Origin of the sequence: Pusillimonas sp. (assembly GCF_029263785.1) — a bacterium.
Taxonomy (GTDB): domain Bacteria; phylum Pseudomonadota; class Gammaproteobacteria; order Burkholderiales; family Burkholderiaceae_B; genus Pusillimonas.
Genome location: NZ_JAJUFE010000006.1, coordinates 94,184 through 114,115, shown reverse-complemented (window position 1 = coordinate 114,115; position 19,932 = coordinate 94,184). Strand labels below are relative to the sequence as shown.

The 19,932-nt window shown below is 57.2% G+C and carries 16 protein-coding genes and 1 tRNA gene; 11 read left to right on the top strand and 6 right to left on the bottom strand.

Translation table 11 applies throughout. The features are described 5' to 3' along the window. Together Q1J88_RS03485 and Q1J88_RS03480 are read left to right on the top strand one after the other, a co-directional pair. On the top strand, window positions 1–594 hold a 594-nt coding region (locus Q1J88_RS03485), incomplete at its 5' end, for an FAD-dependent monooxygenase (RefSeq protein WP_301116098.1). Between the two features lie 3 nt (window positions 595–597). Beyond that, window positions 598–1,305, top strand: a complete 708-nt coding sequence (locus tag Q1J88_RS03480; protein ID WP_301116097.1) for a TetR/AcrR family transcriptional regulator — start codon at window positions 598–600, stop codon at window positions 1,303–1,305. A gap of 44 nt (window positions 1,306–1,349) precedes the next feature. Here the strand turns inward: Q1J88_RS03480 and Q1J88_RS03475 are convergent, their stop codons facing one another. Beyond that, complete coding sequence (locus Q1J88_RS03475) at window positions 1,350–3,254, bottom strand: LTA synthase family protein (RefSeq protein ID WP_301116096.1); 1,905 nt, start codon at window positions 3,252–3,254, stop codon at window positions 1,350–1,352. A 126-nt stretch (window positions 3,255–3,380) separates the two neighbouring features. On the opposite strand from Q1J88_RS03475, the gene Q1J88_RS03470 reads away from it, so the two are divergent. The 5 genes from Q1J88_RS03470 (at window position 3,381) to Q1J88_RS03450 (ending at window position 8,890) form a co-directional block, all read left to right on the top strand. Beyond that, a complete protein-coding gene (locus Q1J88_RS03470) occupies window positions 3,381–3,863 on the top strand; it encodes a MarR family winged helix-turn-helix transcriptional regulator (protein WP_301116095.1) in 483 nt (160 codons plus the stop codon). Between the two features lie 376 nt (window positions 3,864–4,239). Further along, the gene (locus tag Q1J88_RS03465; protein ID WP_301116102.1) at window positions 4,240–5,388 is read left to right on the top strand and encodes an ABC transporter substrate-binding protein; all 1,149 of its coding nucleotides are present in this window, start codon (window positions 4,240–4,242) and stop codon (window positions 5,386–5,388) included. Window positions 5,389–5,454: 66 nt separating this feature from the next. Then, on the top strand, window positions 5,455–7,368 hold the full coding sequence (locus Q1J88_RS03460; RefSeq protein WP_301116093.1) for an ABC transporter permease: 1,914 nt from the start codon (window positions 5,455–5,457) through the stop codon (window positions 7,366–7,368). Beyond that, complete coding sequence (locus Q1J88_RS03455; protein WP_301116092.1) at window positions 7,365–8,144, top strand: ABC transporter ATP-binding protein; 780 nt, start codon at window positions 7,365–7,367, stop codon at window positions 8,142–8,144. Before Q1J88_RS03460 ends, Q1J88_RS03455 begins: the two co-directional genes overlap by 4 nt. Next, complete coding sequence (locus Q1J88_RS03450; RefSeq protein ID WP_301116091.1) at window positions 8,141–8,890, top strand: ABC transporter ATP-binding protein; 750 nt, start codon at window positions 8,141–8,143, stop codon at window positions 8,888–8,890. Before Q1J88_RS03455 ends, Q1J88_RS03450 begins: the two co-directional genes overlap by 4 nt. 263 nt (window positions 8,891–9,153) lie before the next feature. On the opposite strand, the gene Q1J88_RS03445 is transcribed toward Q1J88_RS03450, so the two are convergent. Further along, window positions 9,154–12,078 (bottom strand): c-type cytochrome, encoded by a 2,925-nt coding sequence (locus tag Q1J88_RS03445; RefSeq protein ID WP_301116089.1) that lies wholly within the window; start codon window positions 12,076–12,078, stop codon window positions 9,154–9,156. Then, window positions 12,075–12,551, bottom strand: a complete 477-nt coding sequence (locus tag Q1J88_RS03440) for a (2Fe-2S)-binding protein (protein ID WP_301116101.1) — start codon at window positions 12,549–12,551, stop codon at window positions 12,075–12,077. The genes Q1J88_RS03445 and Q1J88_RS03440 overlap by 4 nt, the downstream gene beginning before the upstream one ends. A 318-nt stretch (window positions 12,552–12,869) precedes the next feature. Between Q1J88_RS03440 and Q1J88_RS03435 the strand changes: the two genes are divergently transcribed. Further along, a complete protein-coding gene (locus tag Q1J88_RS03435) occupies window positions 12,870–15,131 on the top strand; it encodes a molybdopterin cofactor-binding domain-containing protein (RefSeq protein WP_301116087.1) in 2,262 nt (753 codons plus the stop codon). Between the two features lie 30 nt (window positions 15,132–15,161). Here Q1J88_RS03435 and Q1J88_RS03430 read toward each other — a convergent pair whose 3' ends face one another. Next, window positions 15,162–16,427, bottom strand: a complete 1,266-nt coding sequence (locus Q1J88_RS03430) for a phospholipase A (RefSeq protein WP_301116086.1) — start codon at window positions 16,425–16,427, stop codon at window positions 15,162–15,164. A gap of 300 nt (window positions 16,428–16,727) precedes the next feature. Here Q1J88_RS03430 and Q1J88_RS03425 point away from each other — a divergent pair. Then, a tRNA-Arg gene (locus tag Q1J88_RS03425) sits at window positions 16,728–16,804 on the top strand. A gap of 137 nt (window positions 16,805–16,941) precedes the next feature. Here Q1J88_RS03425 and Q1J88_RS03420 read toward each other — a convergent pair. Beyond that, entirely contained in the window at window positions 16,942–17,418 is a 477-nt protein-coding gene (locus Q1J88_RS03420; RefSeq protein ID WP_301116085.1) for a hemerythrin domain-containing protein, read from the bottom strand. Between the two features lie 239 nt (window positions 17,419–17,657). Between Q1J88_RS03420 and Q1J88_RS03415 the strand changes: the two genes are divergently transcribed. Beyond that, window positions 17,658–17,867 (top strand): cold-shock protein, encoded by a 210-nt coding sequence (locus Q1J88_RS03415; protein WP_301116083.1) that lies wholly within the window; start codon window positions 17,658–17,660, stop codon window positions 17,865–17,867. A gap of 79 nt (window positions 17,868–17,946) precedes the next feature. On the opposite strand, the gene Q1J88_RS03410 is transcribed toward Q1J88_RS03415, so the two are convergent. Beyond that, window positions 17,947–18,204, bottom strand: coding sequence for a hypothetical protein (locus Q1J88_RS03410; protein WP_301116081.1), 258 nt, complete (start codon window positions 18,202–18,204; stop codon window positions 17,947–17,949). A gap of 216 nt (window positions 18,205–18,420) precedes the next feature. Here Q1J88_RS03410 and Q1J88_RS03405 point away from each other — a divergent pair, with 216 nt between their 5' ends. Then, on the top strand, window positions 18,421–19,920 hold the full coding sequence (locus Q1J88_RS03405) for an amidase (protein ID WP_301116080.1): 1,500 nt from the start codon (window positions 18,421–18,423) through the stop codon (window positions 19,918–19,920). Window positions 19,921–19,932 lie beyond the last annotated feature (12 nt).

Here is a 19,932-nt window from a genome sequence, read left to right as displayed (position 1 = left end):
GGACCAAAAAGCCATGTGGTTACCTACTATGTCAACGGGGGAAAGGCCGTCAATATCGTTGCTGTTCACGAAACTGAAACCTGGGTCGAAGAATCGTGGAATACGCTCAGCACCAAAGAAGCCTTGCTCGGAGACTTCGAAGGGTGGCATACCTATATCCGCCAGTTGTTTGAGCGTGTTACCGAAGTGTACAGATGGGGTCTGTTCGATCGCGACCCAATGAAGACCTGGTCAAAAGGGCGCATCACCTTGCTTGGCGATGCCGCGCACCCCATGCTGCCTTTTTTATCCCAAGGTGCCGCAATGGCCATTGAAGATGCATACGTTCTGGCCAAGGCGATCGACGGTCTGCCTGGCCGCCTGGATCTTGCCCTGGCTCAATACGAGGCCGAGCGATTGCCACGTACCAGTCGGGTTCAGCTTGAAGCACGCGAGCGCGGCAAGACATATCATTTGTCTTCAAAGGAAGAACAGGCGCGTCGTGATGCAGAATATCGCGAGCAGCAAAAGAAAGATCCGCATGCCGGCGGCATCAAGGCGAACTGGGTGTACGCTTACAATGCGACCGATTTTACCCCTGTAATGGATAGATGAATCATGACCGAGATCACGCGCCCGACAGCGACTCCACCTCGTCCAGCAGGACGCCGTCCCGGGCGCCCGGAAGGCAGTGCGGCCGGAGACAATACTGCCGAACGCATCCTGGATGCCGCCGAAGAAGTATTTGCAGAAGTGGGCTATTCGGGTGCAACCTTGCGCATGGTGGCTGCGCGGGCCGACGTGACCCAGGCGCTGATCAATTATTACTTTCGCAGCAAATACGGGCTTTACGAAGACGTATTCATCCGTCGCGGCAAAACGATTTCCGAAGAGCGCATGAAATTGCTCAAGGACCTCGAGAAGCGCTCTGACGTCACCGTGAAGGATGTCGTCAAGGCGTTTCTGGCGCCGACAATCGCGATGCGAAGCTCGCCGCGCGGCCGACTGTTTCTGCGTCTGCAGGCGCGCTTGCACACCGAGCCCGCAGATATCTCTTACAAGCTTCGTGGCGAAGCGTACGACGCCTCCACGCGTGCTTATATCGATATGTTGGCCAAGGTGTGTCCCCACCTGTCTGCCAAAGATGTCAACTGGCGCATGGGTTTGATGATAGGCGCGTACATGTATGTGTTTTCTGATACGCACCGCCTCGAGCAACTGGCTCCCGGAATCTGCGATCCGGACGATGCTGACGAAATATTCGAACAGATTACGGCCTTTGTCACGGCCGGAATCAGCGCGCCTTCATCGGTCCGCCAAGGTTAGCCGCAGTGTCGGTTCGACGCCGGGCTGGTACCCCACATGCATCATTAGGTGGCCGCTTGGGCCGCGTTACGGGCAGGCGTGCGGGGTAAAGAGTAGGCACCTTCCTGATATGCCCAGGACGGCCATAATGCGTGCGCAAGTGCCTCATGGGCCAAGGTCGTGTCCAGCACCGTTGGCTCATATTTGTCGGGAGCGCTATAGCGAAACTGGCGTGCAGCTTTGTGAGGCTCCAGCACGAGAAGCTGATCGTGCTTGAGGTAGCCATAGTTTTCACCGTACTGCATCATGGCCCGCCCGCCGCCAGCACCTGTCAAATCATGGCCTATCATCGGATGCAAGGCGTCAATCCCGGCCACCGAAAGCAAGGTCGGGGCAAGGTCGATCTGGCTGATCAGGCGCTCATCGCGGCGAGGCGCAATATCTGCCCCAAGAATAAGTGCAGGAATATGAAAATGGCGTAGTGGCACCAGGCTGGCGCCTCCCACCCTTGAGTCGTGGTCGGCCACAACAAGAAACACAGTGTCCTTCCAGTAATCACTTTGCCGCGCCTGTTCGAAGAATCTGCCCAGGGCCCAGTCTGCATAGCGAACCGTATTTTCGACCGTGGCCGGATCCCCGACTGGTTCAATTCGTCCTTCCGGATATTCCCAGGGCGAGTGGTTGCTTACCGAAAAGGCAAGGGTAAGCGTAGGTTGATCTGGCGGGGCGCTGAGAAGGTCGTGCAGCCGGTCGAACATGTCTTCATCCGACACGCCCCAGGTACCGACAAACTTTGGATTCTTGAATGTCGGTCGGTCGTGCAGCTCGGTGAACCCATTACCCAGAAAAAAGCTTTTCATGTTGTCGAAGTGAGCTTCGCCACCATAAATGAAGCGCGACCGATAATCGCGTTGAGTGAGCAATTGGGCCAGAGTGAAGAAATTGCTCTGGGCCCCCGGCAGTCGCAGCACGGCATCCGAGATAGTGGGGGGGAAGCCCGCGCTCACTGCTTCGAGGCCCCGCACCGACCGCGTGCCAGTCGCGTAAGCGCGGGTGAAGTTCCAGCCAATTTTGGCAAGGGCGTCAAAGCAGGGCGTGAGGTTGGCTCCGCCCAAGGCGCCGACATATTGTGCGCCAAGGCTTTCCTGCACAATCAGGACGATATTGAGCGGTTCTGCCCTTCGCGCCGTGGCGGTCTGTTGGTGTAGCGTAGACTTCGGTTGCGCTGGAGCGATTCCTGCCTGTTCGCACACCACGGCCAGCATTTCATCGGTATCCATGCCGCCATATACATCTGCGGCAGACCGCTCGTTCTTCATGCTGTAGATGGCGTAGCATACGTTGTAGAACGAATTGAGCGGCAGGGTGTTGAGCATGCTGTCGCCACAGTAGGCGACTGTCGAGGGGTTGATGGGACGATGGCTCAGCGTGCCCCGGATGGCAATGAAACTGATGGCCAGTGCAGCCACCGACATAAGTGATGCTTGCCACCAGGGTAACGGCCGGTCGGGCACACCGTTTCCGAACAGGACATGACCCAGCAAGGCGAAGGCTGCAAGCGCCAGCGCCGCGCCAATCAACAGACCCTTATAGCCTTTCCACAGCATGCCGAAAACTTCATTGGGGTGGCGCAGATATTCAACATACAGCTTGTTGGGGCGCGTGTCATATTCGATTATGAATTGTGGGGTCGACAGCTCGAGAAGCACAAAAAGCATCCAGCAGAGCATCATCCACCAGCCGGTAATGGCTACCGCCCAGGGCATGTGACCCAACCAGGGAGCGAGCACAGCCGGCATTCCCACGCAGATCGCGATCTGGTGGGCATCAATGCGCAGTCCCCCCTTGAAGACTGGCAGAAGGCCGCCGGCGGATGACACGCGTCGCCATTGCCATGCGGTCAGCAGCCCGCGACTCAATGTGAGCAGCAAGAGGCTCGATACGATAAACAGAATGACAAGTTGGCGCATGGGAAATTGCGTCGGCCGTCGACCTCGAAAGGCGTGTGGCGTACCGCGCAGGCATTGAAAAGGTTGGCGTAATATATAACAATGCGACGGAAAAAGCGCGATCGACAAAACTTCCAGGCACACTCAATGACAAAGAATACGCGTCGCTCATCCGGCCTTCCGTCTTCAGAAAGGTACGATTTCTCCGAGCAGGTGGGTCATTTGCTTCGCCGTGCCTATCAGCGGCACACGGCCCTGTTTCAGCAAATGATTCCAGATACGCAGCTTACGGCGGCGCAGTTTGTCGTACTTTGCGCAATCCGCGATTCGGGAGCATGTTCGTTAAGCCATATCGTCAAGAAGACAGCTATTGACCAGGCTACCATCCGGGGTGTTATCGACAGGCTCAAGGTGCGTAAGCTGGTCTCGGTGCGCCATGATGAAATGGACCGACGCAAGGTTTTGGTCAGTCTCACCGAAGCCGGCGAACAGCTGGTCGAGTCGATGGTCCCTTTTGCCTTTGATATCACCGAGAAGACCTTTGAAGGGTTCAATCCGGCCGAACGAATGGCCTTGCTCTATCTGCTCAATAAAATGAGTGGCGACGATGTCGATGTCGGCAAGACCTAGGGTTTTCGAGTAGTGACGAGCTGGCCAGTACCGTACTTTTTATGATGTATACGCTTTAAATTTGCGTCCGTATCCCCGCGGAACGGCGTGTGTGCATCCTTGTGTCCGCGTTTGAACCCGGTTTTTCCTCGTGCCCCTCGTCGTTTATCAGGCGATGGCAGCCCCTATTTCCAAAATCGAATAAAGGGTTTATCCCTATGATTTGTATCTTTTGTTCAAAAAATTACATGTGTACACTTCAATCGATGCACCATTCCCTTTGATTGGGCACGACACCGGCACCGGGCCGGTGTTGTGCATTGAATAAGGAATTTCCATGAAAGGCTCGAGAGTTTGTTCAGTACTGATGGCCGCAATAGTGGGTGTTTCACTATCGATGTCGGCCTCAGCTAAAGATACGATCAAGATAGGTGAAATCAATAGCTACAAGACGCAGCCGGCGTTCCTGGGGCCGTACAAGAACGGCATGGATCTGGCGGTAGAAGAGATCAACAAGGCCGGTGGTATCAACGGAAAAAAAGTTGAACTCGTCATCCGCGACGACAACTCAAACACGGGCGATGCAGTGCGTGCAGTCGAAGATCTGCTGTCGCGCGACAAGGTCGACGTCCTGACAGGTACCTTCCTGTCCCACATCGGTCTTGCAGTTACCGACTACGCCAAGCATAAAAAAGTTTTCTTCCTGGCCAGCGAACCGCTTACTGACAAGATCGTCTGGGAAGACGGCAACCGCTACACCTTCCGCCTGCGCGCCTCCACATACATGCAGGTCGCCATGCTGGTGCCCGAAGCAGTGAAGATGAACAAGAAGCGCTGGGCGCTGGTGTATCCGAACTACGAGTACGGCCAGTCCGCAGTGGCAACATTCAAGAAGCTGCTGAAAGAAGCTCAGCCCGACGTCGAGTTCGTCGCAGAACAGGCCACACCGTTAGGCAAGGTTGACGCTGCCAACGTCATTCAGGCCCTGGCCGATGCCAAGCCGGACGCCATGTTCAACGTCCTCTTCGCCGCCGACCTGGCCAAGCTGGTTCGTGCCGGAACACAGCGTAACTTCTTCAAGGATCTGTCGGTGGTCAGTCTTCTCACCGGCGAGCCCGAGTACCTCGACCCCCTGGGTGCCGAGACGCCTGAAGGCTGGGTTGTTACCGGTTATCCCTGGTACGCCATCGACACGCCCGAACACAAGAAGTTTCTTGAGGCCTATCAGGCCAAGTTCAACGACTATCCCCGTCTGGGTACGGTCGTTGGCTATAGCGCCATCAAATCATTGGCCGCAGGTATCGAACGCGCCGGTGGATCTACCGATACTGAAGACATGATCAAGGCGTTTACCGGCCTGAACGTGGAAACACCCTTTGGCCCCATCACGTATCGTGAAATCGACCATCAGTCGACCATGGGCGCCTACGTGGGCAAACTCGCCGTCAAGGATGGCAAGGGCATCATGACCGACATCCGGTACATTGACGGTGCCGATGTACAGCCGTCGGATGAAGAGATCAGGAAAATGCGTCCTGCCAATTAAGGCAGCACGCAGGTAACGCGCGCCGCGCCAGCGGCGCGCATCTTCAACCACGGGGTATGAAGAGCAATGGATGTATCGGGTTTAATTGTTCAGCTGCTTAATGGCTTGGCTGAAGCATCATCGCTGTTTTTGGTCGCTGCGGGCCTCTCACTGATTTTCGGTGTCACCCGCATCGTCAACTTTGCGCATGGTTCCTTGTACATGCTGGGGTTGTACATTGCGTACACCCTGGTTCAATCGATCGGTCAGACGCCTCTCGGCTTCTGGGCCGGCCTTATCGCTGCAGCGCTGCTGATTGGTGCGCTGGGCGCTCTGATCGAAATCGTTCTGCTGCGACGCATCTATCGCGCGCCGGAACTTTTCCAATTGCTGGCCACCTTCGCGCTCGTGCTCATCTTCAATGACGCCGCGCTGTGGCTGTGGGGTCCCGAAGACTTGCTCGGCCCACTGGCACCGGGCCTCAACGGTTCCTTCATGATTTTGGGTCGCTACTTTCCGTGGTATGACCTTGTACTGATATTCATCGGGCCTGTAGTGCTGGGCCTGTTGTGGCTGCTCCTGACGCGAACCCGTTGGGGAACCCTTGTCCGCGCAGCTACCCAAGACCGCGAGATGCTTGGCGCACTTGGTGTAAACCAGGCCTGGTTGTTTACCGGTGTGTTTGCGCTGGGTGCCTTCCTTGCCGGCCTTGGTGGAGCAGTCCAGATTCCACGCGTGCCGGCCAACCTGACGTTGGATATCAGCGTCATTGGCGATGCCTTCGTCATTGTGGTCGTTGGCGGCATGGGTTCCATCCCAGGCGCTTACATTGCAGCGCTGCTCATTGCCGAGCTTAAAGCGCTGTGTATTGCGCTTGGCACCGTCACCATTGGGGGCATCAGCTTCGCCTTTCCCAAGCTGACCCTGGTGGTCGAATTCATATTCATGGCCGTCGTGCTTATCTTCCGTCCGTGGGGTCTGTTCGGCAAGCCACAAGGTCACAGCCGCAACTCTGCACCCATCGAAGCGCCGCTGCGTCGTTCCACCATGCCGTTCAAGGTATTCATGGTCGCGTTGATGGTCGTGCTGGTGGCCATTCCGCTGATGTCCGACTGGTATCCCTATGCACCGGTACTGATGCTTGACATCATCATCGCTGCGCTATTTGCACTTAGCCTTCATTTCATGATGGGGCCAGGAGGCATGAACTCGTTCGGGCATGCTGCCTACTATGGCCTGGGTGCCTATGGTGCCGCCTTGCTGCTCAGAGAGGCCGCATTCTCCATGGGCTGGGCCATTGCCACGGCGCCTCTGATTGCCGGTGTCGGTGCCTTGGTGTTCGGCTGGTTCTGCATCCGTTTGTCAGGCGTATACCTGGCCATGCTTACCCTGGCGTTCGCGCAGATCGTCTGGTCGATTGTGTTCCAGTGGGACGATTTCACCGGGGGTTCAAATGGCTTGATCGGCATTTGGCCTCCATCTTGGCTGGAGGGTGATACCTATTACTACTTCGCCCTTGCCATAGTGTTTGTGGCCACCCTGGTGCTCAGGCGTATTCTTTTCTCGCCGTTCGGTTACGCCATGCGTTCCAGCCGTGACTCGGGGCTGCGGGCTGACGCCATAGGCATTGACGTCAAGCGGGTGCAATGGATCACCTTCATCATCTCCGGCGTTTTTGCCGGCCTGGCGGGCGCCTTGTTTGTGTTCTCCAAAGGAAGCGCGGCACCTGAAGTCATCTCAATCAGCAAATCCGTCGACGGTCTGGTCATGGTATTGCTGGGTGGCGTACAAACGCTTATCGGGCCTATCGTCGGCGCTGCGACCTTCAAGGTTTTGCAGGATTACTTCCTGGGCGCAACCGAATATTGGCACGCCATGTTCGGCGGAGTAATTTTGATCCTCGTGTTGGCCTTCCCGCAAGGCATCGCCGGGTATATCAGGCAGGTGTTTGAGGGCATCGAGGCCCGTCGCCTGAGGGTCAAGGAGGAGAAAGCGGCATGAGCCTGCTCGAAGTCAGAAACCTTACCAAGAAGTTCGGTGGCAACCTGGCCGTAGACGACATCAGCTTCGATCTGCAGCAAGGTGAACTCCTGGCCCTGATCGGGCCAAACGGCGCCGGAAAGACCACCACCTTCAACATGGTGAACGGGCAGTTGCAAGCCACTGCAGGCTCCGTGAAGCTTGATGGTGCCGAGCTCATCGGCCAGGCACCCCGCAAGATCGCGCACATGGGCGTGGGGCGTACCTTTCAGATCGCCGCCACCTTTGCTTCGCTGACCGTGGTCGAAAACGTGCAAATGGCCTTGCTGTCGCATCACCGCAGAATCTATTCCTTCTTTAGCGTAGCTGCCGACCAGTACCGCCAGGAGGCCATTGATCTGCTTGCCCAGGTCGGTATGGCCTCCCAGGCCGACCGGCCCTGCAGCGAACTGGCATATGGCGACGTCAAACGCGTAGAGCTGGCCATGGGGCTTGCCAACAATCCCAAACTTCTGCTCATGGACGAGCCCACGGCCGGAATGGCGCCCAAAGAGCGCAACGAGCTGATGGCACTGACCAAAGAGCTGGTTGTCCAGCGCAATATGGCGGTGCTTTTCACCGAGCACAGCATGGACGTCGTCTTCGCCTACGCGGATCGCATGATCGTTCTTGCGCGAGGCAAACTTATCGCCGAAGGCGACGCCAATCACATACGAAATCATCCCAAGGTTCAAGAAGTCTATTTCGGCTCAGGCAAGACCTTTGAAAAGAACCAGACGGCGCAGGCGACAACATGAATCACACAGGCAACACTATCCAACAGCCCCTGCTTGAAGTTTCCGGACTCAACGCCTGGTATGGGGCAGCACACATCTTGTTCGATGTCAGTCTCAATGTCGGACGTGGTGAAGTCGTCGCCCTGATGGGCCGTAACGGCGCGGGCAAGTCGACCACCTTCAAATCCATCATGGGCCTTATGTCCAAATGGAAGGGCGATGTCACATTCATGGGCAAACGCGTGTCCGGCCAGCAGCCCTTCGAAATCGCAAGGGCCGGCCTGGGTTTCGTACCGGAAGACCGGCGCGTATTTACCGACCTCACCGTCACCGAAAACCTCGAGGTCGGTCGTCAGCCCCCGCGCAAATGGCCCGATGGCACCCCCGCTCCAACCTGGACTCCCGAGGCACTGTACAAGCTGTTTCCCAACCTGGGTGCCATGCAAGACCGTCCGGGCGGCTTCATGAGCGGCGGCGAACAGCAGATGCTCACCGTCGCACGTACGCTAATGGGCAACCCCTTTCTTGTCCTGCTCGACGAACCGTCCGAAGGCGTTGCGCCAGTAATTGTCGAGCAAATGGCTGCCATGATCATCGCGCTCAAAGAGCAGGGCGTAAGCATCCTTCTTTCCGAGCAGAACGTCCACTTCGCCGAGCTCGTTTCTGATCGCGTCTACGTGCTCGAAAAAGGACAAATCCGCTATCACGGCTCCATGGAAGAATTGGCCGCCAACGAAGAGGTCCGTCGCGCTTACCTGACTGTTTGAGAGCTGACCGTACCGGTCAAGACGTGTTCCGCTCCACGCCATGGAGCGGAACGTTCTTGCTGTTGGTCTGTATGTTGTTTGGGGTTATTAGTTAAATCGCACCCTGCGCTCAACGAGCTCAGACCGTCGGTGAACTGGCGCGACTCAAACGCAATTTTGCAGAACCCTTCGTCGCGACCATACAGGATTTCATCAGCCTGGCGCCTCAAGAGCCCAAGCAGGCGACGTTGCCCAACACGAAAGTCTTAAAAAGGCACGGACATTCACTCGCCCCGTAACGCCCGAACCTTCTCCTCCAGCCCTTTCCACTCCGGCTTATCTGGCGCAAACCTCATCCGCAAATACTTCAGCAGCGTCACCAGTTGCTCATCATTCATGCTGTCGGCAAACCCCGGCATATATCCCAGTTCAGCCATCGCCGGATTATCAAGTCCGTGTAAAAGAATCTGGATCGTATTGTCCGGATGATCGCTGTGAAGATTCGTGTTCAGTGCCAGCGAAGGACGTGATCCGAACAGTGGGGGACCTTCCCGCGCATCATGGCACACCGCGCACGCCCCTTGGAAAAGGTTCTCGCCCGCCAGCGACAGAACGCGCTGGTCCTCGCGGCTTCGAGCTTCAAGCTGTGCCGCCTTCAATGCCGGTGGCGTATCTGCAGCCGGCAGTGGTGCCAGGGTCGAAAGATAATGTGCCACTGCGCGGACATCATCGTCCGGCAGTTCCGCCATGCTTTGAATCACCGGAGCCATCGGCCCTGATGCCACTCCATGCAATGGCGAATACCCCGTACGCAAATACCGATAGAGCTCCTCTTCCGTCCAAGGGATCGGGGCTCGTGACAAGGCGTTCAGCGCCGGTGCCTCCCAACCTTCTGCAAAGCCTCCTGCAAGGAAATGTTCCCCCTGCTTCTCGGCGCCCAATGCATTGCGCGGGGAATGACAGGCCGCGCAATGGCCCAGACCCTGAACCAGGTAGGCTCCGCGATTCCAGAGCGTCGTCTGAGCCGGGTCAGGCTGATATTGCTCGTTCTTGTGATAAAGCAAATTCCAGCCGGCCAGCAGCGGGCGCGCATTGTAAGGAAATGCCAGTTCTGTGGCGGGAACCGTGTTGCGAACCGGCTCGCGGGTCATCAGATAGGCATAGAGAGACTGCATGTCTGCATCTGAAATCTTGGCAAACGCTGTATACGGAAAGGCCGGGTACAGGTGTCGTCCGTCGCGATGTATGCCTTCACGCATGGCTCGCTCGAAAGCGGCATACGACCAGGTGCCTATCCCCGTCTCTTTGTCCGGAGTGATGTTGGTTGTGTAGATTTTGCCGAACGGAGTTTCAAGGGCCAGTCCACCCGCATTGGGTATGCCGCCCTCGGCCGTGTGGCAGACCATGCAGTCGCCCGCTGCGGCAACCAGTCGGCCGCGCTCGATTGCGGCGGCCGAGTAAATGGACGTGTCGACATTCGCCACCGGAGCTATCGCTCCGCGCCATGGCATGGCTGCCACCAGCAGCCCACCCACAGCAGCCGCAATACCACCCAGCAGCCCGTAACCCGCCTTGCGGCTGCGACGAGACTCGCGTTTCAGAGCCAGTTGGCGCTTGATTTGCTCTTTATCAAACGGCGGCTGGCGAAAGCGGACGCCCGTAGCGTCGTAAATCGCGTTGGCAATGGCAGCTGCAGCAGGAAGTTCGGCATTCCGGCTCCACGCCAGCCCGGTAGGCCCGGGTTGTACCAGTTGAACCTTGGTCGAAGATTGCGCCAGGGGCAGGTCCGTGTCGGGATTCGACCATGTGTCATGTCCGGTGGCTTGACGCAGCCAATGTGCCGCTGCCTTCCGGATATCCGTTTCAACTCGCGGAGCTTCGGATGTCTGCGCTGAACGGGTATTGTGGCCGACCGTCAGCCCGGTAAGGTCGATGGCACCACTACTCGGGTCTATGCGGATGTCGGCCACCCAGGCCGACCAGACCTCACGGGGCGGCTCTTCGGTTGCGTCGATAACATGCGCGTAGGCAAAGCCTCGACCCTCGTAGGGTGTGCGTTTCGCTGTACCTGGGGACGTCCATTTGGCCTTTTCCGCGACTGACGCGATCAGCTCCCGGCCAGTCTCGCTGTCTATTTGGGCGAGGCGTGCGCGAACAGGATCTTTCCCGGATTCCCTGCATGCCTCGTCGAAAAAGGATTCTTGCGCAAACACTTGTGCCGCCGGCGGCAGGCCCAATGTGGCGCTGTCCACTGTCAGGCCCGGTGAAGGGGGTGCGAAGCACGCATGCTTACCGTAGTTCGCGACCTGCACTATCGATTGAGGCCCTTGCGACGTTTCGAAGCCGCAAAGCAAGGCGGCGATAGACGGCCGCTGTCGCGGTGAGACCATCGACGATATTGAAAGCCCCGTTATTCCGGCGTGTTCTGAATCGTTATGGGACTGGGGTTGTGAGCCCATGCCGGCCGATGTGGAGTCAGCCGATCCGACCGAAGCATCGGTCTGGTTTGCCGAGACCTTTAATTCAATCGCGTCGGCGCGAAATGTCTCGGCGTCTTGCTGGACACGGACAGCGCGATTGCACAGGCGGGCGAGAATGGCAGCGTCGGCTGCCACATCGTAACCTTCGGCCGCAACCTGGCCGTTGGCTATGATACGAACCGATTCCTCGGGTACAGCGCATATCTGGCTCAGCTCGCGCCGCAATGCGTCCGGTTGGCGAGTGCACGTCCAGACCGTAAGTTCGGCGCCCGAAAATTGGGCGATCGCCCAGGCTAAAGTTTGCTCAGATGGGGCGGGCCAGACATATGTGCGGGTCAGCGTTGCCGGGTTTCGGGGTGCTGGGCGTCCGCCGGCTGGCAACGATTGCTCGCCCGAAGGCAGCCGGCATGCGTCCATATCGCTCGAAACCGGGGTCGCCCAAGCCGCATGAAGTCTGGATCGAGCCATCAGTGCCTGGCCGTGCTGGGAGGCTACGACGCCAACAAAATCCTTCTGGACGACCACCCTGACCACGCCAGGTGTGGAGCTGGCGGCTTCTGCATCCATATGGTCCAGGCGTGCCCCGGTATAAGCGATGCCGTCCCAGTGCAGAACGGGCGGACGCAGGGTGACGCCGTGAAGCAGCTGGTCCACCGGAGGTGGCGCAATGTCGCCCGACCCCACTACCGAGGGCGAGCTCTGACGAGCAAGTTCCACAGGTGTTGTCATGAATCAGATTTCGCCGCTTGAAGGGCGGCCGCCATAATTTCCACATGCGTTCCGCAACGACAGAGATTGAACTTGAGCTCGTTGCGGATTTGTTGTTCGGTTGGGTGTGGATTGCGATTGAGTAGCGCCTGCAAGGTCATGATCATGCCGTTGATGCAGTAGCCGCACTGGGCGGCTTGCTGGTCAATGAATGCCTGTTGTACGGGAGAGGGGTTTTCGGGTGTGCCGAGCCCTTCGAGTGTGGTGATCTTGTGTCCGGCAAGCCCTTTTACCGGAATGACACAGGAGCGGGCCGCCACTCCGTCTACAAGTACGGTACACGCTCCACATTCACCAAGGCCGCAACCGAACTTGGGACCGTTCAACTGCAGGTCGTTGCGAAGGATGTAAAGCAACGGTGTATCGGCTTCGACCTCTATGGAATGGGTCTTGCCGTTGACGTCGAGCGAAATGGTTTGGGTACGGCGGTTCATGCTCTTGTTCTGATCGTATGCCAGGGATAACTCTGCCATTAAAGTGTATGCGTGATAACTGCGCAGGTAAAGTGCTTCCTGGGGGAACCAGCATGTTGAATGAATTGGCTCCAGATTACCAAAGCAAGCGGCTCAACAAACCGCTGTGAATTAAGGGTTTACCCGAATCGCTTGAGCAAGTTTGCTCCCAAAACTTTATTTTCCCGCGGGATTGGAGTACTTTGAAAATCTAATGTGTGCATGCGATACAGGTAAAGCATTTGGCTGTGTCATCAGCACTCGACCCCATACCCGCATCGTCAACCCAGGGTGCTCGCCATGTCGTTTTCCCAACCAAAAGAGCAGCTACAGGCCTTGTTCGGCCAGCCCGACACCTTATTGATCACCCGGGCTCCGGGAAAGGTGGCCAAGCCACCGCCGCGCCAGCCTGGCATCGCCTCTGACTACCTGCAGCCGTACGACGATGTTTTCATCGCTTTGCTTCCCAATGACCGAGTCCTGGCCTTCAATGGTCACGTCGATCTTGGCACCGGTATTCGTACTGCCTTGGCTCAGATCGTGGCTGAAGAGCTCGAGGTTGGATTCGATCGCGTGAAAATGGTTCTTGGGCATACGTCGGCTACCCCTAATCAGGGCCCGACCATTGCCAGTGCAACCGTGCAGATTTCGGCCGTACCGTTGCGTCAGGCGGCCGCTCAGGCCCGTAAGTATTTGCTTGAGCTGGCGGCCCGGCAATGGGGCGTTGATGTCGGCACGCTTGCGGTCAATGACGGAATCATTACATCTGCTGATTCGCGCCGGACAAGCTATTGGGACTTGCTCAAGGGTGAGCAGGTGCGCCTTGAACTCGACCCCGACGTGGCAATCAAGCCTGCGTCCAGCTATAAGCTCATCGGCAAGCCCGTCCCCCGAGTCGATATTCCGGCCAAAGTTACGGGGCAACCCGTTTACGTGCATGATGTAAGGGTGCCGGGTATGTGGCATGCCCGCGTAGTGCGCCCGCCTTATGTCGGTCGGGACTGCGGTGATTTCGTCGGCAAGAGCCTGATCTCTGTCGACGAGTCGTCCGTGCAGCACATTGCCCCTGACGTACGGGTAGTTGTAATCGGCGATTTCATTGCCGTAGCCGCCGAGCGCGAAGAGCACGCCATCAAGGCCGCCAGAGCGCTTAAAGTCAAGTGGAAGCCAATACCCGATCTCATCGACATGAGCGATGTTGAGTCGGCCGTTCGTGCTCAACCGTTCCAAGAACGAACCTTGCTTGAGCAACAACAGGCCGGCCCCGAGGTTGCCTCCACACACTCCCTGGCTCGCACTTATGTCTGGCCGTTTCAAATGCACGCCTCGGTGGGGCCATCGTGCTCTGTGGCCGATTACCAGGCGGGCCATGTGCGCGTCTGGTCGGGAAGTCAGAACCCGCACATGCTGCGTGTTGAGTTAAGCCGGCTTCTGCAATTGGACGAAGGGGAAATCGAAATCATTCGAATGGAGGCAGCGGGCTGCTACGGACGTAATTGCGCCGATGATGTGTGCGCTGACGCCGCCCTGGTATCGCGCGCTATCGGACGTCCTGTTCGTGTCCAATTGACGCGGGAGCAGGAGCACGGCTGGGAACCAAAAGGCGCTGCACAGGTAATGGATGTCGCCGGCTCCCTCGATGGTAACGGCGATTTGTTGTCCTACCAGTTCCTGACGCGATATCCCTCCAACGATGCACCCACGCTGGCCCTGCTACTGACCGGTCACACCAGCGCCGAACCACGCATGCTAGAAATGGGTGACCGCACCTCGGTTCCGCCCTATCGTTATCCCAATATGCATATTGCCTGCCAGGACATGGCGGCATTTGTCCGTTCGGCGTGGCTGCGAGGTGTGTCAGCACTTCCCAACTCTTTTGCTCATGATTCCTTTATCGACGAACTGGCTTTTGAGATCGGTTGCGACCCTGTTGAATTCCGTCTGCGTCACTTGAAGGAAGAACGTGCTCGCGACGTCATGGCCGAGACGGCACGTCATGCAGGCTGGCGAACCGGTCGACAAGGTTCGCGGGGTTGCCCGGATGAAAACGGCATGCTGCATGGTCGTGGAGTGGCCTATGCCCGTTACACACATAGCCGGTTTCCCGGTTTTGGGGCGGCATGGAGCGCCTGGGTGGTCGACGTGTCCGTGCATGCTGCAACCGGGCGTGTAACCGTGACCCGGGTGGTGGTAGGGCAGGATACCGGTATGGTGGTGAATCCGGATGGCGTCCGGCACCAGATTCACGGAAACATCGTTCAGATGCTCAGTCGCACCCTCAAGGAAGAAGTCGCGTTCAACTCCAAAGGTGTGGTCGACCTCGAATGGGGTGCGTACCCCATTATTTCGTTCACCGATATTCCGCCCATCGAGGTGCTGTTGCTCGACCGTCAGGACGAGCCTCCCATGGGAGCCGGCGAATCGTCTTCTGTGCCGGCACCGGCCGCCATTGCCAACGCCCTGTTTGATGCCACCGGAAAACGGTTCCGCCATGCTCCGTTCACGCCAGACAAGGTGCTGCGTGCCTTGGCGCAGGCCGAGGCAATCGAGGCCATCGCCTGATACATAGGTGTGCCTGGATCTGACCGCGCCTTATGGCACCAGCGCCAGGCCCAGGCGAACCTGTCCGGAACTTTTCTGGTTGTAGCCCAGCAGCGTCTCGCCATAACCCTTGAAGTATTGAAGGTGCAGGTAGCCGTTCATACTGAGAAAGGTGCGTTGCAAGGGCCAGGCGGCCTCGAACTGCATGGCGTTCCGGCCTTCGGTGCCCTGACGATAAAGTCCGGTCAGGACCAGGCCGTTATCCTGGGCCCAGCGCAGTTTCCAATCGACGTGACCGGCATAATGCGCATAGTCGTCGTTGTCCGGTTTCCCGAAATATGCCTTGATACGTGGGGTAAATGCCAGGGTGCTGCCGCCGTCGAAGCGGTAGCGAAACTCGGGTTGAATGAAGACGTCATTTAACGACCTTGAGTCCGGTCCGCTTCTTCCGTTCGACTTGTGTTCGACACCGGCGGTCAAGCCTGCGTAAAACGGACTTTGTTCGCCCGGGCTCCAGATGCGTTCCTTTTGCCAGAACAGACTGGGGTTATAGGTGACGTCGACAAAGGGCTTGGAGTCTCCATCCAGATCCCATAAGGCCAACTGGGTATAACCCAGGTGGAAATGGTTGAAGAAGCTTGGACGAGCGGGGTCAACGGGGGTAAACAGACGGTATTTGAAACTGATCTGAAAGCGCGCGTTGCTTCCGCCTTTCTGGCCCACGTCAAAATAGACGGGCTCGTAGGGTGAGATGGCGTTTCTAAAATTTTCGAATGCCGCCGAACCCGAATCCACGGCGGCTATCGTTGTGGTAGCGGGCGGCTGCGGGCCTTCGGTGGAGTCCGCTCCGGCAGCCGTGACAATTCCGGTTGGAAGCACGGGATCGCTGGCCTGGCCGGGTGAGGCTGCCCCGGCATCCACTACGGGCACCGCTGCCGGGGTGCCCGTAATCGGGCTCTGGTGCAATGCGCTGGTGTCCAGGGCCAGCAGGACGGGCTCACCTTCAATATTTATGGCTTGCAAGCCTTTGGCCTCGGTTGGCACCACCGCCTTCCAGGTAAACGCCGCAAAATTGTTGATCGGAAGATTGACTTGATGGGAAGAACTTTCGAGCTGTGCCAGCGAACGTATTACCTTGCCAGTTTCGCTACGCCATTGCAGCACCAGTGACGGTGGCGGAGTCCAGGGCATCTCGCTGTCGGTATCATTGAAGAGCATCCCCTTGATGCGCACAGTTTCACCGGGGGAGGCCTGGGTGGTGTCCAGCTGATACGTGATGCCAGCCATCGCGGGAGCTGCAGCAAGGGCTGCGGTCACGAACAGTCCGGTCAGAGATGCGGCCAAATTCCATCGGTGACGTCGCTTTTGGTCGGGTCTGTATTTAAGGGCAGGTAGATGGAGTTTGCCACCGGACGAATGATCAGGGCGCGATTTCATAGGCGTTGCGGTTTTTAAAAAACTGATTGCTGGCAACTTTAGCACCATGTGGCGAAGTGGTCCCCACCGCGTGTAAATAATGTGTTTCATGCATCTGCCTCCGCTGTGATTCGGCATCTGCGACTTGCTTATTCTCTTTAATTGCGCAGACACGTTAAAATGCGGGGCGCGCGTACCAATGCGTCAGTAGCTCAGTTGGATAGAGCACGGGCCTTCTAAGCCTGAGGTCGGGGGTTCGAGACCCTCCTGACGCGCCACTTGCCCCTATATAAATCAAGCGCTCACGTTTTGATGCTGCCAGTGTGATGGCACGTTTCAGGCCCGTTTTGGCACCGGAACGACACAAGTCGTCCAGCGCAAATGACTCGGTCTTTGATTCAGTAACGGGGGCCGATCAAGCAACAGCCGACTGTAAAGCCTCTTCCTTTCTTTCAGTCATCGGCGTCAACAGCTCGCGCAATTCAATTTTCTTTGAAATGACCTTGGGGAAGAGCTCTTCTTCTTCCTCTTTGACATGGTGAGAGACGTACTCGCCCAGAACGGTCACTTTTGCCTCAAACAGATCGTCCTGCATTCCCATGCCACGGATCTGTGCAATAAGCTCCTTGGCGCTGGCGTGTTCGACCAGGGCTTCGTTAAGAAGATCACCAAATTCTTCCGGATCGTGCTCACGCAAGAAAGGGTAGAACACTTCTTCCTCGATAGTGGTGTGAGCAGTCAGTTCCATGCAGACTTCTCGCGCGAGCGCTTCCTTCCTGGCGTCGTCTTCGGTGTTTTCAAATTCCTTGAATAGCTTCTTTGCTTTCTTGTGGTCGTCCAGCAGCAGGCTCAGCACATCCTTTTGCGCGACCGGAATCTTCGATTTGTTCATCACGGGCTCCCTGAGGGGGTTGTTCGGTTTTCCAAGAGGCGCCACAGCTGAGCATTTAGCATGCCTCGCTGCACTGACAAGCATTCGGAGGCCGTATCGCACCGCGATCTGCCTCGTGCAAAGGCGTCGTCTATCCACCGGGTCAATCGTGTCTTTTGGTAACAAAGCTGGCTTTACCAAGCTTTAGCACGCATAGTGGCTGAGGGGATATTTTTCCCTTTTAAAATTTAGGACTTACATTGAAAACAGAAATCGGTATTGTGAAGTGGTTCAACAACGACAAAGGCTTCGGCTTTATCATGCCCGAGTCGGGTGGCAAAGACCTCTTCGCTCACTACAGCGAAATCCAAGGCACTGGCCATAAAACCCTCGAAGAAAACCAGCGCGTTTCGTTTGTAGCAACCCAGGGTCAAAAAGGCCCTCAGGCTTCGAACATTCAAGTGCTTTAAATCGTTTGCCTGCCCTTAGAGGCAGGCTGGCGATTAAGCCAAAATATCGCACCCGCTGAAGCAGCCGGTGCGATATTTTTTATTTGTGTTCCGTGGACTTGTCGTCGGGCCCGTCTGACGACTGCAGGAACGATGCCAAGAGCTCGCGTGCCAGCTCGAACTGGTCGCTTCGTACCATCAGCACCTGGGCGTTAAGGCTGCTGGTGACGGGTCCTGGATACATGGTGCTGAAGGCGGCACCTTGCATGAGAAAGTCGATGTCGTAGGCCTGCATCATGGCAGTAAGTACAGAGGCTTCGGATTCCGACTTCGGGGAGTAGAGCGGGGTCATTTCCATTTGGCTCTCCGGGGCTTGGTTGATAAGGCCTGCACCTGATCTTAGCCTGCAAGTTGACTATTTTTACAATGGCTTGACGGCTTCAGCCCAAAGGATGAAGGAAAACCCTTGCCTGAAACCTGGCATCTTGAAACCGCTGGACTTAACGGCTTTAATCAGTGGGCAATCAACGCCGGCCGCGCGGTGGCGCGCCATACATAAAAACAGGAGGATGACATGGCTTTTTCATTTCCGGATATCAATGGTCTACGCTATGTGGGAGAAGACCTGGGCATCGAATTGACCCAGGACGAGGCCGAGAGCTATCACGAGTACCTGAAGGAACTCACGCCGGCATTTCGAATGATCGAAAAGTTGCCCGACCTGCCGCCCGCCGTTAAGTATCCCCGCACGCCGGGTTATCGTCCCGAGGGGGCCGACAATCCGCACAACGCCTGGTACTACAAGACCAACATTAAAGGCGCGCCGCGCGGCAAACTTAAGGGAAAACGCATCGCTGTCAAAGACAATGTCTTCGTCGCCGGCGTTCCGCTTACCAATGGCGCTTCAGTGCTCGAGGGTTTTGTGCCGGATACCGATGCAACTATCGTTACGCGCATGCTGGATGCCGGTGCTGAAATTGCCGGCAAGTCGGTTTGCGAGTACCTGTGTTTTGCGACCAATAGCGCAACGGCCAATACCGGACCCATCGACAATCCCCGGGCTCCCGGCCATACGACCGGCGGCTCCAGTAATGGCAGTGCCGCTCTGGTGGCGGCTCATGAGGTGGACATGGCCATCGGGGCTGACCAGGCCGGGTCCATTCGCATGCCCGCTTCTTTCTGCGGCATTGTCGGCCATAAGCCAACCTACGGATTGGTTCCTTACACCGGAGTCTTGGGCATTGAGTATTCATTCGACCATGTCGGGCCAATGGCCGACACCGTCGAAGAATGTGCGCTGTTGCTCGAAGTCATTGCGGGCGACGACGGCATTGATGGGCGTCAAAAGGGTGTGCGTACCCAGCCCTATACGAAGGCGCTGGGCAAGGGTGTAAAGGGCCTGCGGATCGGTGTAGTGCAAGAAGGCTTCGGCCGCCCCGAATCAGAAGAAGGGGTCGACCAGGCTGTGCGTGAAGCCGCCAAGCGCCTGCAACAGCAGGGCGCCACGGTTGATCTGATTTCCGTCCCCTGGCACAACATCGGTTCTGCGCTATGGTTGCCTATCGGTATCGAAGGTTCCTACCAGAATCTGGTGCATGGACATGGAATCAGTTATGGCACGCTGGGCGAATATTCCCTTTCTTTCATGCGGGCCATTTCGGGCTGGCAAAATCATGCCAACGAGCTGGCTCCCACCATCAAGGGCAGCTTGCTGACCGGAGAGCTGCTCAAGCGGCATGGCGGCCGGCTTTATGCCAAAGCACGCAATCTGGTGCGTCGACTCAGATCGGAATACGACGCCTGGCTAGACCAGTACGATGTGCTCCTCATGCCGACCACGCCGATGACGGCCACCGAACTGGTCTTTGAGGACGCCTCGCCCAAGGATGTCCTGCACGCAAGCTGGGGGCCACTCAACAATACATGCCCGTTCGACCTGACCGGCCACCCGGCGATATCGGTATGCTGCGGCATTTCGGATGGCAAGCCGGTAGGACTGATGATCATCGGGCGTCATTTTGAAGATGCCACGGTGTTCCAGGTGGCTGACGCGGCCCATCAGCAACAAGGCTGATCTTCAACTGGC